Genomic DNA, 14,545 nt, shown 5'->3' with positions numbered 1-14,545 from the left:
GCGTCCGTCGTTCGGCGCGGTCAACCTCGAGGACGTCTCCGCGCCGCGCTGCTTCGAGCTGGAGCTTGGGATTGGTGGAGGTGGTGGTCCACGTGCTGGACGGGGTCCCGCAGTCCATCGTGAAGACCTTCACGCCGTTCGAGGCCAGGCACAGCCCGCTGGCGTCGTTCCTGAAACGGCCGGGGGCGTAGTTGTTCCACTGCTGCGAGTCTGCGTTGTCGCACATGTACAGGAAGACGTCGCCGTCTCCGTTGTCCAGGCAGTTGTTCGCGTTCGGGTGCTTGATCTGGAAAAGCGCGTTCACGCCGAACTCGCCTTCTGGCGCCGGAGCCGCCGACGCCGGCGCCATCAGCGTCGCGCCGACCGCCGCGACCGCTGCCGACCCGCCGACGACACGGCGCAGCATTGACTTGAACTCCATGATGAACCCCCTTTACCGGCCGTGTATTTCGTGTCAGGTCGTGGGGAGCACGCTCCAGCGCGTGGCCTCCTCACACGTGATCAGGTAGGCGAACTTCTCGACAGCGCCGCTGTTGGTGTGCAGGCACTTGGTGGTCGACACGGCGTGCTTGATGTACTTCGGCGAGCCGGACGTGGACGTCCAGCCGGACCACAGCGTGTCGCAGTCGGTGAGGATGCCGACCACCCCGCCGCTGTCCGCGGCCAGACACGCGTTGAACGCGACGTTGCGGTACCTGCCGACCCCGCCACTCACGAAGTTGTCCCACTTCGTGTCGTTCGAGCCGTCGCAGGCGGCGAGACCGACCTGACCGAGGTGGTTGGCGGCCAGGCAGTTGCGCGAGCTCGCGTGCTTGATGTTCACGATCGTGCCGCGGGCCTGGAGCTGCACGTCCGAGGCCGCAGACGCCGAAACGGGCGCGATCAGCATCGTGCCCGCCGCCGCGAGCGCCGCGCCCACGCCGGCGACCTTGCGGACAATTCCCCTGAACTCCATGAAAATCCCCTTTGTGAAGAATCGCGCTTTTTTCGCGATCTGAGGGGAATCTAGAAAACTCGATCTACAGGCAACCTACAGAGCGTCTACAGCGTGCTACCGGGGCGCACTCGTTCGGCTGTGTGCGCAGTGTGGCGACGCTGCTACGCTCCGGAGTCGTTGCATTGGACCGGGTGGGGGAGCCTTGGTTACTACAGCGACGTTCGCGGTCCTCGGGCCGCTGCGCGTCACGAACAACGGCCTGCGGCTGTCGCAGGCCAGCCAGCGGCAACGGGCGCTGCTGGCGGCACTGCTGATCAGGCCGGGCCAGCCGGTCGGGCTGCCGGACATCGTCGAGGCGCTGTGGGGTGAGCGGCCGCCCGCGTCGGCGGTCGCGAACGTGCACACCCACGTGAGCCGGCTGAGGCAGGACCTGGCCGGTATCGGCCTCAAGGACCGGGTGGTCACCGACAGCGGCAGCTATCTGCTGCGCCTCGAACCGGGAGAGCTCGACAGGACGCACTTCCACCTCGCCGCGGACGAGGCACGCACCGCACTGCAGCGGGGCGACGCGGTGAAATCGGTGGCGATCTGGGAAGAGGCGTGGACCTACTGGCGGGGCTCGCCGCTGGAGGACGTCGAGCTGGCGGGCTGGCTGGAGGTCGAGGTGGTGCGGCTGGAGGAGATGGCCGCCTCCGCCAGGGAGGACTTCGCCGACGCCCGGCTCGCGGCAGGGCAGCTGGGCACCGTCATCACGGAGCTGGGTGCGTTGGTGCGGCAGCTGCCGTTGCGGGAAGGGCTGTGGCAGCGGCTGATCCTCGCCCAGCACCGGGCCGGGCGGCGGGCCGAGGCGCTGGAGACCTACCGCACGATGAGAGGTGTGCTGGTCGAGGCGCTCGGGGTCGAGCCGTGCGACGAGGTCCGGCGGCTGCACCAGGAGGTCCTGAGCGGGACGGTCCAGCGCGGGATGAGGCCGATGCAGCTGCCTCCCGACGTCGAGAACTTCACCGGGCGCGCGGCCGAGACGGCCGAGCTGGTCCGGCTGCTGCACCGGAAACGGCGAACCGTCGCGATCACCGGCAAGGCGGGGGTCGGCAAGACCGCGCTCGCGGTGCGGGTGGCGCACGAGGTCGGCGCCGGGTTCCGCGGCGGGCACCTCTACGTGCGGCTGGGCGGCACGTCGCCGTCACCGCGCGACCCGGCGACCGTGCTCGTGGAGCTGTTGATCGCGCTCGGCGTGCACCCGCACGCGGTACCGGACGACCTGGAGGCGCAGGCCGCGCTGTACCGGTCGCAGCTCGCGGCCCGGCAGGTGCTGATCGTGCTGGACGACGCGGCGGGCATGGCGCAGGTCCGGCCGCTGCTGCCCGGTTCGGCCGAGTCCGCGGTGCTGATCACCAGCCGGGTGCAGCTCGTCGAGACCGACGGCGCGCACACCGTGCACCTCGACGTCCTCGACGCACAGGACTCGGTGCGGCTGCTGGGGTCGATCGCCGGGCAGGACCGGCTGGACTCCGAACCCGGCGCCGCCGCCGAGGTGGCGCGCTACTGCGGCCACCTGCCGCTGGCGTTGCGCATCGCGGGCGCCAGGCTGGCGCGGCGGGCACATTGGACGATCGGCAGGCTGGCCGACCGGCTGGCCGGGGAGGGCACGCGGCTCAACGAGCTGCGCATCGACGACCTGGAGGCGCGCGCCAGCCTGGCGCTGAGCTACCACACGCTGACCGACGACCAGCAGCGCGCGTTCCGGCTGCTGAGCCTGCTGGACGCGCCCGACTTCCCCGGCTGGGTCACCGGCCCGATGCTGGACGTCCCCGACGGCGAGGAGATCACCGACAGCCTGGCCGACGTGCACCTGCTGGAGTCCGCCGGGCCGGGCCGCTACCGCTTCCACGAGCTGCTGCGCGTGTTCGGCCGCGAACGCGCGCTGGAGCAGGACGATCCCGAGGCTCGCACCGAGGCGTTGCGCAGGGCGTTCACCGCGTGGCTCGACCTGGCCGTGCGGGCGGAAACCGACCTGCCGTGCCGGTTCCTCAAGGTGCGGGTGCCCGATCGCGGCTCGCTGCCCGGCCTCGCCACCGGCGATCCGCTCACGTTCCTCGAAACCGAGCGCGACGCCCTGGTCGCGGTGGCGGCGCAGGCGATCGCGGTGGGCCTCACGAGGCTGGGGTGCGAGGTCACCGGCGTGCTGACGACGTTGTTCGACCTGCACGGCCACTACGACCTGTGGCGGCGGACCCACACGCTCGCACTGGAAGCCACCGATGACGCACACCACCAGGCGATCCTGAACCAGGGCCTTGGCGCGCTGGCGTTCTACCGCGACCACTTCCACGAGGCGAGCGCGTACTTCGCGACGGCACAACGACTCTTCGCCGAACGAGGCGACGTTCGCGGCCACGCCTACGCCGATCTCGGGGTGGGCAGCGTGCACATGTTCCACGGGCAGCACGACGAGGCGGTGGTCGAGCTGACCCGCGCGCTGGCCGTGTTCCGCGACTGCCAGGACGCCTGCGGGGAGGCGTTCTCGTTGCAGGGACTGGGAGTCGTCCGCCGCAACCAGGGCCGCCTCGACGACGCGGAAGCACTCCTCGACAGCTCGCTGGCGATCTTCGCGGAGCTGGGCTGCGGCTACGGGCGGGCGTGCACGTTGTTCAGCATGGGCCTGCACCACAACGCCCGCGGCGACCTGGAGGCCACCGAACGCGCGCTGATGGAGGCCGTCGAGCTGTTCGGCGCGGTGTCCTGTCCGCGCGACGAGGCACTGGCGCTGCACGTCCTGGCCGCCGTGCACGCCCGGCAGGGGGATGCGAACCGGGCCGCCGAGCTGATGGCCCGCTCGCAGGTCGCGTTCTCCCCGGCGGACGAGAGCGTCGGCAAGGCCGAGACCCTGTACAGCCTCGGCTGGGTCGCGCACCGCGGCGGCCGCGGCGACCACGCCGCCGCCTGCTTCGACCAGGCGTGGCGCCTCTTCGAGAAGCTGGACATGCCGATGCACCGCGAGTGGACCGAGCGGGCGCTGACCCAGCTGGGCCTCGAACCTCCACGATGAAGGGTTCCTTCCTCCACCTCAGGTGCAGGAAGGAACCCTTCATCGCGAGCGTCAGTTGGCTGCCAGGTCCCAGCCGGTCCAGCCGGAGCCGACCTGGGCCGCGGACGAGAACCCGCCGGTCCCGGTGCCCAGCCACTGCCAGAGCGTGTTGTCCGACGAGCGGATGGCCACGAGGTCTGCCTTGTTGTCCCCGTTGACGTCCATCGCCGTCATCTGCCGGAACCCGTTCCAGCCCGAGCCGACCTGCACCGCGGTCGCGAAGTCGGCACCGTTGCGCTTCCAGAAGAAGAGCTCACCGGCCGAGTTCGTCGCCCAGATGTCACCGTCCGAGTCACCGTCGGCGTCGCCGACCAGGTGCCGCGCCAGCGACGCCCAGCCGGCACCGACGAGGACCCGCTCGGCGAACTTGCCCGAACCGCGGCCGACGTAGAGGTACATGTTGCCGCCGTCGCGGGCCAGGATGTCGGTCTTGTTGTCGCCGTTGACATCGCCGAACGCCACGTTCTCCATGGCCGCCCAGCCGGAGCCCACGGTCTGCGCGGAGCCGAACGTGCCGTCGCCCTGGTTGTGCCAGTAGTAGAGCGTGCCGTTGCCGATCGCCCACAGGTCGGCCCAGCCGTCGGCGTCGGAGTCGCCGATGCCGATCCGCGAGAACCCGCCCCAGCCCGGCCCGAGCCGCACGCCGGCCGCGAACCCGCCACCGGCCTTGCCGCGATAGATCCACGCCGTGCCGGACGGGTCCACGCCCAGCGCGTCGTCGTACTTGTCACCGTTCACGCTCTTGCCCGGCAGCACGACGGCCGGGGGCGCGCCGACAGCCGCGCGGGCGTCGTCCATGAACGACTTGTAGCGGCCCGACTTGTAGGTCGACCACTGCGACCAGTCCGCGCCCTCCTTGGAGATCTTGTACGCCTCCCTGGCGTTGCACGCCGCGTTGTAGGCGCAGGAGTCGCTGACCTCGGGGTGCCAGTAGTCGTTGAGCTGCCACAGACCGCGGTCGACCGAGTTGTGGACGTCGTTGTTCACGTACCGGGCCGACGGGTCGCACCGGGACTCGGCCATGCCCACCGCCACCGCGACGACGAGCCTCTCCCCGGCGAACCCGGCGGCGCGGCCGTTCGAGACGCAGAGGTCGATGTCACCGGCGGCCTGGGCGGCGGGGACGAACGCCACGCTCGCCGCCGCGGCCAGGGCGAGAACTCCGGACAGGATCCTCATGTCAGTTCACCGCCAGGTCGAAGCCGGCCCAGCCGCCGCCGATCTGCACGGCCTTGCCGAACGTCCCGGCGCCGCCGCCCAGCCACTGCCACAGCGTGTTGTCGGACGTGCGGACCGCCACGAGGTCGGCCTTCGCGTCGCCGTTGACGTCCATCGACACGAGCTGGCGGAAGCCGTTCCAGCCGGAACCGACCTGCGCCGCCGTCGCGTAGCCGGACGCGTCCTTGCGCCAGAAGAAGAGTTCACCAGCGGAGTTCGTGGCCCAGATGTCGCCGTCACCGTCCGCGTCGGCGTCTCCCGCGGTGTGCCGCAAGAGACCCGCCCAGCCCTCACCCAGCAGCGAACGAGAGGAGAACGCGCCGCCGCCCTGGCCGGTGTAGACGTACATCTTGCCGCCGTCGCGGGCGAGGATGTCGGTCTTGTTGTCGCCGTTGATGTCCACAAAGGACACGTACTCGAACGCGCCCCAGCCCGTGCCCACCTCCTTGGAGGCCGTGAACGTGCCGTCACCGCGGTTGGCCCAGTAGTAGAGCGTGCCGTCGCGGACCGCGAACAGGTCGGCCCAGCCGTCGGCGTTGGAGTCGTTGATCGCGATCACCGAGAAGCCGCCCCAGCCGGGACCCAGCCGCGTCGCCGCGGTGAACCCGCCGCCCGCCTTGCCCTTGTAGATCCACGCGGTGCCGGAGGCGTCGACCCCGATCGCGTCGTCGTAGATGTCGCCGTTGATGCTCTTGGCGGCCTTGTTCGCGGTGCCGCAGTTCTGCGACACGTACGTCTCGGTGCCCGCGGCGTAGTCGAACGCGTCGCCGTGGAACGAGGCGGGCCGGATGTAGTTCGGGTAGCTCTGGCCGCTGCCCCGGTTGCGGTATTCGAAGTGCAGGTGCGCGGAAATGCCGGGGGAGTTGCCGTCGGTGTTGCCGACCGTGCCGATGACCTGGCCCTGCCGCACGGTGTCGCCGTCGTGCACCGACTTCTTGTCGAGGTGCGCGTACAGCGTCGAATAACCGCCGCCGTGGTCGATCTCCAGGTAGTTGCCGTAGGCGGAGCTCTCGCCACCCTCCGTCATCACGGTGCCGGCCGCCGCGGCGAGCACTGGCTCGCCGAGGTCCTCGTTTCCGCTGGTGCCGGACATGTTCCAGTCGATCTCGTTGTTGCGGTGCGCGCTGCTGCCGTCGGAGTTGCCGACCCACGAGGTGCCGCAGATGAACGGCAGCTCGAGTGCGGGAGCGGCGGCCTGCGCGGTGCTCGGTGCGAGCGTCACCGCCATTGCGGCCACGGCGACGCCGACGACCGTTCTGCCGATTCTGGAAGCCATTTCCCCAATTCCGTTTCTTGTCGTCAAAGGAAGTTGAAACGGAATTTATGGAGCAGTTCTACACGGCACCTACAAGGCGTCTACAAGGTTCCTTGCAAGGCATGTGGTGCACGCTGCCCGGCGTGGGGAACTCGGCGAGCTTCGAGATTCTGGGTCCGTTGCGGGTGGCCAACTCAGGGCAGCCGCTCAAGTCCGCCGGTCCGCGGCAACGCGCACTGCTCGCGGCGCTGCTCGTGCGCGCCCGGCAGTCCGTCAGCCAGGCCGGCCTCATCGACGCGTTGTGGGGCGAGAACCCACCCGTGTCCGCCGTCGCGAACGTGCACACCTACGTGAGCCGGTTGCGCCGCGACCTCACCGAGATCGGCCTGCCCGGCAGGCTCACCACGGACAGCGCTGGCTACCGGCTGCACGTCGAGCCCGGCGAGCTGGACAGCGAGATCTTCGAGGCCACCACCGCCAGAGCGCGCGAGGCGTTGGCCGCGGGAGATGCCGACAAGGCCGTCAGGCTCTGGCAGGACGCCTGGCAGCTCTGGCGCGGCACCCTCCTGGAGGACGTCCCGCGCGCCGGTTGGCTCGAAGCCGACGCGGTCAGGCTCGACGAGATGGCCGCCGCGGCGAGAGAAGACTCCGCCGACGCACGGCTCGCCGCGGGCCAGTACGGCGCGCTGATCACCGAGCTGGGCGTGCAGGTCCGGCAGTTCCCGCTGCGGGAAGGCCTGTGGTGGCGGCTGATGCGGGCCCAGCACGAGGCCGGGCGGCGGGCCGAGGCGCTGGAGACCTACCGCGCGGTCCGCGAGGTGCTCGTCGACGCGCTCGGCGTCGATCCGTGCGACCAGATCCAGGACCTGCACCAGGAGATCCTGCGGGGCGGGCACCGAGCGGAGAGACCCGGCTCCGGGGGCCTCACCCCGGTCAGACCCGTGCAGCTGCCGCCAGAGGTCGACAACTTCACCGGCCGCACCGCCGAACTGGCTCAGCTCCACGAAGTCCTCACGCACCGCACCAAGTCCACGCTCGCCGCCATCACCGGCAAGGCGGGCGTCGGCAAGACGTCACTGGCCGTCCGCGCCGCCCACGAGGCCGGCGACCAGTTCGGCGGCGGCCAGCTCTACGTCCGGCTCGGCGGCACCAGCCCGTCACCCCGTGATCCCGCGACGGTTCTCGCGGAGCTCCTCATCGCGCTCGGCGTCCACCCGCACGCGGTCCCGGAGGACCTCGAAGCCCGCGCCGCCCTCTACCGCTCCCAGCTCGCCGCCCGCCAGGTGCTGATCGTGCTGGACGACGCCAGGAGCATGGCCCAGATCCGCCCGCTGCTGCCCGGCTCCGACTCGTCCGCCGTCCTCGTCACCAGCCGCGTGCAGCTCGTCGGCGCGCAGACCGTCCACCTCGACGTGCTCGGCGCCGAGGACGCGGTCAAGCTGCTGGGCGAGATCGCCGGCCAGGACCGGATGACCGCCGAACCCGACGCGGCCGCCGCCGTCGCCCGCTACTGCGGCAACCTCCCGCTGGCTCTGCGCATCGCCGCCTCCCGCCTCGCCCGCCGCGGCCATTGGAGCGTGAGCCGCCTCGCCGAACGCCTTGCGGGAGAAGGGAACCGGCTCAACGAGCTGCGCATCGACGACCTGGAGGCCCGTGCCAGCCTGGCGTGGAGCTACGAGGCGCTCGACGACGTGCAGCGCCGCGCGTTCCGGCTGCTCGGCCTGCTCGACGTGCCGGACTTCCCCGGCTGGGTCGTGGCCGCGTTGCTGGACATCGACGTGCTGGACGCCGAGGAGATCGTCGACAGCCTCGCCGACGTGCACCTGCTGGAGGTCTGGCAGGGCCGGTATCGCTTCCACGACCTGCTGCGCGTCTTCGCCCGCGAGCGCGCCAACGAGATCGACGACGACCGGACCGCCGCGCTGCACCGGGCTTTCACCGCGTGGCTCGACCTGGCGGCTCAAGCCGAAGCGGGCCTGCCGTCGCGGTTCCTCAAGGTGCGGCTCGATCCCGCACCCAGCGGGCTCGACGCCAGCCGGTTGCTCGCGGATCCGCTGGTGTGGCTGGAATCCGAACGGGACGCGCTCGTCGGCGTCGTCGAACAGGCGTTGAAGCTCGGCATGACGGGGCTGGCGTGCGACCTGGCCTGCGCGCTGACCACGTTGTTCGACCTGCGCAGCCACTACGACCTGTGGCGCCACACCCACGAGCTGGCTCTCGCCGCCGCCACGGACGAACGCCACCAGGCGATCCTGCACCAAGGCCTGGGCGCGCTGGCGTTCTACCGCGACCGCTACCGCGAGGCCAGCGAGCACTTCGGGCGAGCCCAGGAGATCTTCGCGGGCACCGACGAGCACCGCGGTCACGCCTACGCGCGCCTCGGGCTCGGCAGCGTGCACCTGTTCCACGGCAGGCAGGACGAGGCCGCCGTCCAGCTGAGCCGGGCGCGCGAGACGTTCAGCGCGGGTGAGGACGAGAGCGGCGAGGCGTTCGCGTTGCAGGCACTCGGGATCGTGCACCGCAACCAGGGCGATCAGGCCGAGGCCGCGCGCTGTCTCGGCCAGGCGCTGGAGATCTTCCGGCGACTCGGCAGCCGGTACGGGCAGGCCTGCGCGTTGTTCAGCCTCGGCCTGCACCACAAGGCCAGGGGAGATCTCGCCCAGACCGAACGCGCGCTGCTCGACGCCGTGGAGCTGTTCCGCGCCGCGTCCTGCCCGCGTGACGAGGCGTTGGCGTTGCACGTGCTCGCCGCCACCTACGCCGAGCAGGGCGACGCTTCGAAGGCATCCGAGATGATGTCCCGCTCGCTGACCGTGTTCTCACCGGAGGACGAGAGCGTCGGCAAGGCCGCCACCCTCTACAGCCTCGGCTGGGTCGCGCACCGCAACCAGCGCTTTGATGAAGCCGCTGCGTGCTTCGAGCAGGCGCTGCAGCTGTTCCGGCGGCTCGACATGCCCGTGCACGTCAACCGGACCGTGAATGCGTTGCGGCAGCTGGGACTCAGCGTCCCGGACCGGCGAAGCTGACGGTGCTGACGAGCCTGCGCTGCACCAACAGGAACACCAGCAGGCACGGCACCCCGGTGACGGTCGCCGCGGACATCAGCTCGGGCAGCGTGAGGTGCCCGGCGTCCAATGTGGCCAGACCGACCGTCAACGTGCTGGTCTCGCCGCCACCCGAGACGACGAGCGGCCACAGGAAGTCGTTCCAGTGCCACAGGAACACGAACACCGCCAGCGTGCCGAGCACCGGCCGGCACAACGGCAGCACGATGTTCCAGTAGATCCGCCAGTCGCCGGCGCCGTCGATCCGGGCGGCGTCGAACACCTCGTCCGGCAGCGCGCGGATGAACTGGCGCAGCAACAGCACGGCCTGCGCGTTGGCCAGCGTCGGGATGATCAACCCCCAGTACGTGTCCGCCCAGCCGAGCAGCTGGATGATCACCACCGACGGCATCAGCACCGCGTGGAACGGCACCATCAGCGTCGACAGCAACGACCACAGCAGCGCGTCCCGGCCGGGAAAACGCTTGCGCGCGAACACGTACCCGGCCATCGACGCCGACAGCAGCACCGCGCCGACCGACACCGCCGAGTAGATCACCGTGTTGCCGGTCCACCGCAGGAAGCTCTCTGTCGACAGCAGGCCGGCGAGGTTGTCCAAGGTCAACGAGGTCGGCCACGCGTGGGGGAGTGTCGGCGAGAGGCGCGGTGTCAAAGCCACGACCACCATGAGCACGAACGGCCCGATCGCGACCAACGACATGATCGCGAGCAGCACGGTGAGCCCGATCCGGTTCCGCATCACGGGTTCCGTTCGAACGCGCGCCGCTGGGTCAGCGACACCAGCAGCACGATCGCCCACAGCACCAGCCCGGCCGCCGCGGCCTTGCCGACCTCGAAGTACGTGAAACCGTACTGGTACACCGCGTACGCGAGGGTGTAGCTGGCCCGTACCGGACCGCCGGTCGTCATCACGTAGATGAGGTCGAACACCTGGAACGCGCCGATGGTCTCCACCACGACGACGAAGAACATCGCGGGCCGCAACGACGGCAACAGCATGTGCCGGAACCGCTGCCACCCGTTCGCACCGTCCACTGTGGCCGCTTCCAGGCAGTCGGCCGGGACGTTCCGGATGCCCGCGAGCAGGATCAGCATCGCGTACCCGAAACCCTTCCACACCGCGACGACCGCCAGCGCGGGCAGCACCGTCGACGGGTCCTGCAGCACCCCTGCGGGCTCGAACAGCCACTTCCAGATCACGCCGCTGAGCACCAGGCTCGTCACGTACGGCGCGAACAACGCGGCCCGGAAGAACCCGCGTCCCCACGGCACCGAGTGCAGCAACAACGCCGTGCCGAGAGCCACCACGAGGATCAGCGGCACGTAGATCGCGACATAGGTCAACGTCGTGCGCAGGCTCGCCAGGAAGTACTGGTCCTCGGCCAGCCCGGTGTAGTTCTCGGCGCCGACGAACTCGAACTCGCCACCAGGCCGGTAGTCCGTGACGCTCAGCCCGGCCGCGCCCAGCATCGGCAGGAACCGGAACGCGCCGAACAGCACCAGCACCGGCAGCAGGAACGCCAGCACCGTGAGCGGCTCACGCAGTCGTCGCAGTCGTGTCATCGCAGTCGTCTCGTCGCAGTCGTCTCAGCGCTGCCGCAGCAACGCGTCGACCTCTCCCGCCGCGTCGGCGAGCGCCTGCTCCGGTGTCCTCTCGCCGAGCAGCGCGGCCTGCAGGTGCGGTGCCAGCAGTGCCATCACCTTGCGCGCCTGCGGATGCGCGTCCCCGGCCCGTGCGGTCGGCAGCGCCTGTGCGAAACCCTTGTCCACCTCGTCGACGACCGGTGGCGGCGAATCCGTCCACGGCAGGAAGAACCCGGACTGCACGCACAGCTTCTCGACGACCTTCGGCGAGGTCATGTAGGCGAGGAACTTCCGCGCCGCGTCTGGGTTCTTCGCCTTGCGCAGCAAGGACAACGCGCCGGGCTGCCCGAACGTGACCTGCTTGTGGCCGCGCAGGGGAGCGCCGACCACCGTGTTGCCGGCCCCGATGGACTGGACGACGTTGCGGGCGGCCGCGGGCACCATCGCGTGCGCCATGGCGGCCCGCCCGGTGACCAAGGCGTCGTCGGCGACCCCTGAGCGTTTCGTCGTGGCGTCACGCGGCAGGCCACCCATCGCCTTCAGGTCGACCAGGAACTTCAGCGCCTCAACCCCTTGCGGTGACGAGAAAGCACTCCTGCTGCCCTCCTCGTCGAAGACCGTGCCACCCGCCTGCCACAGCAGCGGGTAGAAGGTCATGTTGAGCGTCTCCTCGGTGGAACCCGCGTAATCGAGGATCGGGACGCCGTGCGCGGCCAGCTTCGGCGCGGCCGCCCTGACCTCGTCCCAGGTGTCCGGCAGGTCGCTGATCCCGGCCTCCGCGAACAGCTTCCGGTTGTACACGGTCGTCGTGACGGTCTGGTAGATCGGCACCCCGTAGGCCTGTCCCTGCACCGTCAGCGCGTCGACCGCCGACGGCCGGTACGTGTGTTCGCCTCCGGTCAGCACCTCGCTCACGGGCAGCAGCGCCTTCTCCTCCACGTACTGGGGGATCATGTCCGGCTGCAGCAGCACGACGTCCGGTCCGTTGCCCGCCATCAGCGCGGCGCCGAGCTTCTGCTCCCTGGTCGCCCACGGCTGGAGCTCGACCCGGAGCCTGATCCCGTGCTCGGCCTCGAACCCCGCCTCGACCTGCTGCCAGTAGGCCCGGTTCTGCGCCTCGTCGGTGATCACCGGGTACATCCACAACGTCACGGCGTCGTCGGACTGGCTGCCACAGCCCGTCAGGGTCGTGGCCAGAACAACTGCGACCAGGGCTGCCGATCTCTTCATGCGGGCTGTTCCGTTCTGATGCCGAAGAGGCGCGCGGCGTTGCGCCACATCACGTGTTCGTACTCGTCCTCACTCAGTCCGGCGTCCAGCACGACGCCCAGCGCGATCGCCGGATCCACCAGCGTGCTGTCCGTGCCGAACAGCATCTGCGCAAGCGGCACCCGGTCGAGCGCGTACCGGTAGCGGCCCGCGTCGGTGATCGAGCAGCACGGTTCGAGGTAGAGCCGGTCGGTGCGGGTCGCGGCCTCGACCGCCGTCCGCCACGCCGGTCCGCCCATGTGCCCGGCGATGACCTTGAGGTCCGGGTGCCGTTCCAGCACGTCGACCAGGCCGAGCACCGACTCGTCCCAGGTGTGCACCAGCACCGGCAGCCCGGCGTCGGCGGCGAGCGCCATGGTGTCCTGGACGGCTGTCGACAGCAGGGCCTGGCCAGGATAGGTGGTGTGGATCTTGACCCCGACGAACCGGCCGGCCGGCACGTGCTTCTCCAGTTCACGTGCCCCGGCCGCGAGGTCGTTGGGGTTGATCACCAGGTAGCCCAGCAGGCGCGGGTGGACGGCGAGGACCTCGGCCATCCACCTGTTGCCGGACACCATGTCGTAGGTGACGGCCTCCGACGCGGAGACGATCTGGCGGTCGATGCCGTAGCGGTCCATCAGGGTGAGGTTGAGCTCGGCGGCACCGACGTCCGTGGCGAAGAACCACGGTCCGGCGTGCGCGTGGACGTCGATGATCACAGTTCTTCTCCCAGCCAGGCTGCGGCCGTGCCACCGGCCACCTGCTTCCACTCCTGTTTGGTCAGCCCCGCCATGCGCAGACGCAGGGCTGACGGCATGACGTCGTGCAAGGGCGCGCGTGACCCGTACGCGAGGTGTTGTGCGCCGACCTCGCCGGCGATCCGCTCGATCGAGTCCGGGCCGACCAGCATCCGGGTCGAGGCGACGAAGCCGGGCTCGCGGCGGGCCGTCACCACGAAGTCGGCCACCCGGTAGGCGTGCACGTCGAGGAAGCACACCCGCGCGCCCTTGTCCGTGAACGGCCGCCAGAACTGGCTGAAGTCGCCGCTCGTGAGCAGCACCAGGTCGTGGCCGACGGCGGCGTCGATGATCGCCGCGAGGCCGGGGGAGCCGGGCTCGGCCCACTGCTCGGGCGGGAACAACCTGACGATCTTCACACCGGCCTCGGCGAGCCTGCTGATCTCGTCCTCCGCGCCGAGGGCGTCCCGGATGTCGACCGTGCCGACGGGTGCGAAGCGGGTCTGCAGCTCGCTCGCCTTGCGCGTCTCGTCGTTGCCGGAGCAGACGTCGAACAACGCGCCGCGCAACGAGCACAGCAGGCCGCGGCGGATCCCGTGGTTCTCCTGCAGCTGGGCGACCGTGTCCAGTGACGCGTCGAGCTGCCGGTTCGGGACCGCGCCGAACAGCACGTCGACGTCGATTCCGATTTCGGGGCCGATCTCGTGCCGCCCGGCGGGTAGTGGAGGGAGGGTCACCATGGGTGAGAGTCTGGTGACCGGCTCTACACGTCCCCTACACGCTGACGGCGATGGCGGTGACCAGGATGTCGCCCTGCACCAGCCAGCGGCCGTCGAACCCGGCGATCGGGGTGTCGGGCAGCAGGATCCGCGAGTGGAAGGTGCCGTCGGCGTCGAGCGTGATGTCCGCGTCCTCGAAGCCCAGCCACCGCTGGGTGATCGGGTACCAGGCCTTGTAGGTCGACTCCTTGGCGCTGAACAGCAGCCGGTCCCAGCAGATCTTCGGGTCGTCGACCTTCAGGCCGGGCATCCGCCGGATCTCCGCCGGGATCGCGATCGCCCCCAGCACCCCGTCCGGCGCCGGCTTGTGCGGCTCAGCGTCGATGCCGATCGTCCGGTAGTCGGTGCTGAGCGCGAGTGCGGCGGCCCGGAAGCCCGCGCAGTGCGTGAGGCTGCCGACGACGCCCTCGGGCCACAGCGGCTCGCGCTTCGGGCCCGGCAGGATCGGTGCGGGTGCGACACCGAGGCGTTTCATGGCCTCGCGGGCGCACCAGCGCGCCGTGCCGAACTCGAACTTCCGCTTGGGGACGGCGTTGCCGACCAGCGCCTCCTCCTCGGGGAAGAGCTCGACCGGCAGTTCGTCGTCGTACCGCTCCACCGCCGCGATGGGTGGGGGCAGAAGCTGTTCCAGCAC

11 protein-coding genes and 1 pseudogene are annotated in these 14,545 nt (G+C 70.3%); 2 read left to right on the top strand and 10 right to left on the bottom strand.

Features of this window, described 5'->3' with window-relative positions:
• Positions 1 to 70 precede the first annotated feature (70 nt).
• Both ABZX92_RS26780 and ABZX92_RS26775 read right to left on the bottom strand, forming a co-directional pair.
• Positions 71 to 349 (bottom strand): annotated as a pseudogene (locus tag ABZX92_RS26780) (ricin-type beta-trefoil lectin domain protein); the annotation flags it as partial.
• Positions 350 to 454: 105 nt separating this feature from the next.
• Positions 455 to 955: a hypothetical protein gene (locus tag ABZX92_RS26775; protein WP_355564830.1), complete on the bottom strand. Its 501-nt coding sequence runs from the start codon at positions 953 to 955 to the stop codon at positions 455 to 457.
• 184 nt (positions 956 to 1,139) lie between these two features.
• Here ABZX92_RS26775 and ABZX92_RS26770 point away from each other — a divergent pair, with 184 nt between their 5' ends.
• The gene (locus tag ABZX92_RS26770; protein WP_355564827.1) at positions 1,140 to 3,986 is read left to right on the top strand and encodes a BTAD domain-containing putative transcriptional regulator; all 2,847 of its coding nucleotides are present in this window, start codon (positions 1,140 to 1,142) and stop codon (positions 3,984 to 3,986) included.
• A gap of 51 nt (positions 3,987 to 4,037) precedes the next feature.
• Here ABZX92_RS26770 and ABZX92_RS26765 read toward each other — a convergent pair whose 3' ends face one another.
• Together ABZX92_RS26765 and ABZX92_RS26760 are read right to left on the bottom strand one after the other, a co-directional pair.
• Positions 4,038 to 5,204, bottom strand: a complete 1,167-nt coding sequence (locus ABZX92_RS26765) for an FG-GAP-like repeat-containing protein (RefSeq protein WP_355564824.1) — start codon at positions 5,202 to 5,204, stop codon at positions 4,038 to 4,040.
• A 1-nt stretch (position 5,205) separates the two neighbouring features.
• Positions 5,206 to 6,519, bottom strand: coding sequence for a VCBS repeat domain-containing M23 family metallopeptidase (locus ABZX92_RS26760; protein ID WP_355564821.1), 1,314 nt, complete (start codon positions 6,517 to 6,519; stop codon positions 5,206 to 5,208).
• 122 nt (positions 6,520 to 6,641) lie between these two features.
• Between ABZX92_RS26760 and ABZX92_RS26755 the strand changes: the two genes are divergently transcribed.
• The gene (locus tag ABZX92_RS26755; protein ID WP_355564818.1) at positions 6,642 to 9,524 is read left to right on the top strand and encodes a BTAD domain-containing putative transcriptional regulator; all 2,883 of its coding nucleotides are present in this window, start codon (positions 6,642 to 6,644) and stop codon (positions 9,522 to 9,524) included.
• On the opposite strand, the gene ABZX92_RS26750 is transcribed toward ABZX92_RS26755, so the two are convergent.
• Genes ABZX92_RS26750 through ABZX92_RS26725 form a run of 6 tightly spaced genes read right to left on the bottom strand, consistent with a single transcriptional unit; the run spans position 9,499 to position 14,545 of the window.
• Complete coding sequence (locus ABZX92_RS26750; protein WP_355564815.1) at positions 9,499 to 10,302, bottom strand: carbohydrate ABC transporter permease; 804 nt, start codon at positions 10,300 to 10,302, stop codon at positions 9,499 to 9,501. The two genes, ABZX92_RS26755 and ABZX92_RS26750, sit on opposite strands and share 26 nt — an antisense overlap.
• Positions 10,302 to 11,126, bottom strand: a complete 825-nt coding sequence (locus ABZX92_RS26745) for a sugar ABC transporter permease (protein WP_355564812.1) — start codon at positions 11,124 to 11,126, stop codon at positions 10,302 to 10,304. Before ABZX92_RS26745 ends, ABZX92_RS26750 begins: the two co-directional genes overlap by 1 nt.
• Before the next feature lie 24 nt (positions 11,127 to 11,150).
• Complete coding sequence (locus ABZX92_RS26740; RefSeq protein ID WP_355564809.1) at positions 11,151 to 12,377, bottom strand: sugar ABC transporter substrate-binding protein; 1,227 nt, start codon at positions 12,375 to 12,377, stop codon at positions 11,151 to 11,153.
• Complete coding sequence (locus ABZX92_RS26735) at positions 12,374 to 13,114, bottom strand: amidohydrolase family protein (protein WP_355564806.1); 741 nt, start codon at positions 13,112 to 13,114, stop codon at positions 12,374 to 12,376. The genes ABZX92_RS26740 and ABZX92_RS26735 overlap by 4 nt, the downstream gene beginning before the upstream one ends.
• Positions 13,111 to 13,872: a hypothetical protein gene (locus ABZX92_RS26730; protein WP_355564803.1), complete on the bottom strand. Its 762-nt coding sequence runs from the start codon at positions 13,870 to 13,872 to the stop codon at positions 13,111 to 13,113. Before ABZX92_RS26730 ends, ABZX92_RS26735 begins: the two co-directional genes overlap by 4 nt.
• 34 nt (positions 13,873 to 13,906) lie before the next feature.
• A complete protein-coding gene (locus tag ABZX92_RS26725; RefSeq protein WP_355564800.1) occupies positions 13,907 to 14,545 on the bottom strand; it encodes a 4'-phosphopantetheinyl transferase superfamily protein in 639 nt (212 codons plus the stop codon).

The sequence above is a fragment of the Lentzea sp. NPDC006480 genome, assembly GCF_040611995.1.
Lineage (GTDB): Bacteria > Actinomycetota > Actinomycetes > Mycobacteriales > Pseudonocardiaceae > Lentzea.
This window is presented reverse-complemented; position numbering and strand designations above follow the sequence as displayed.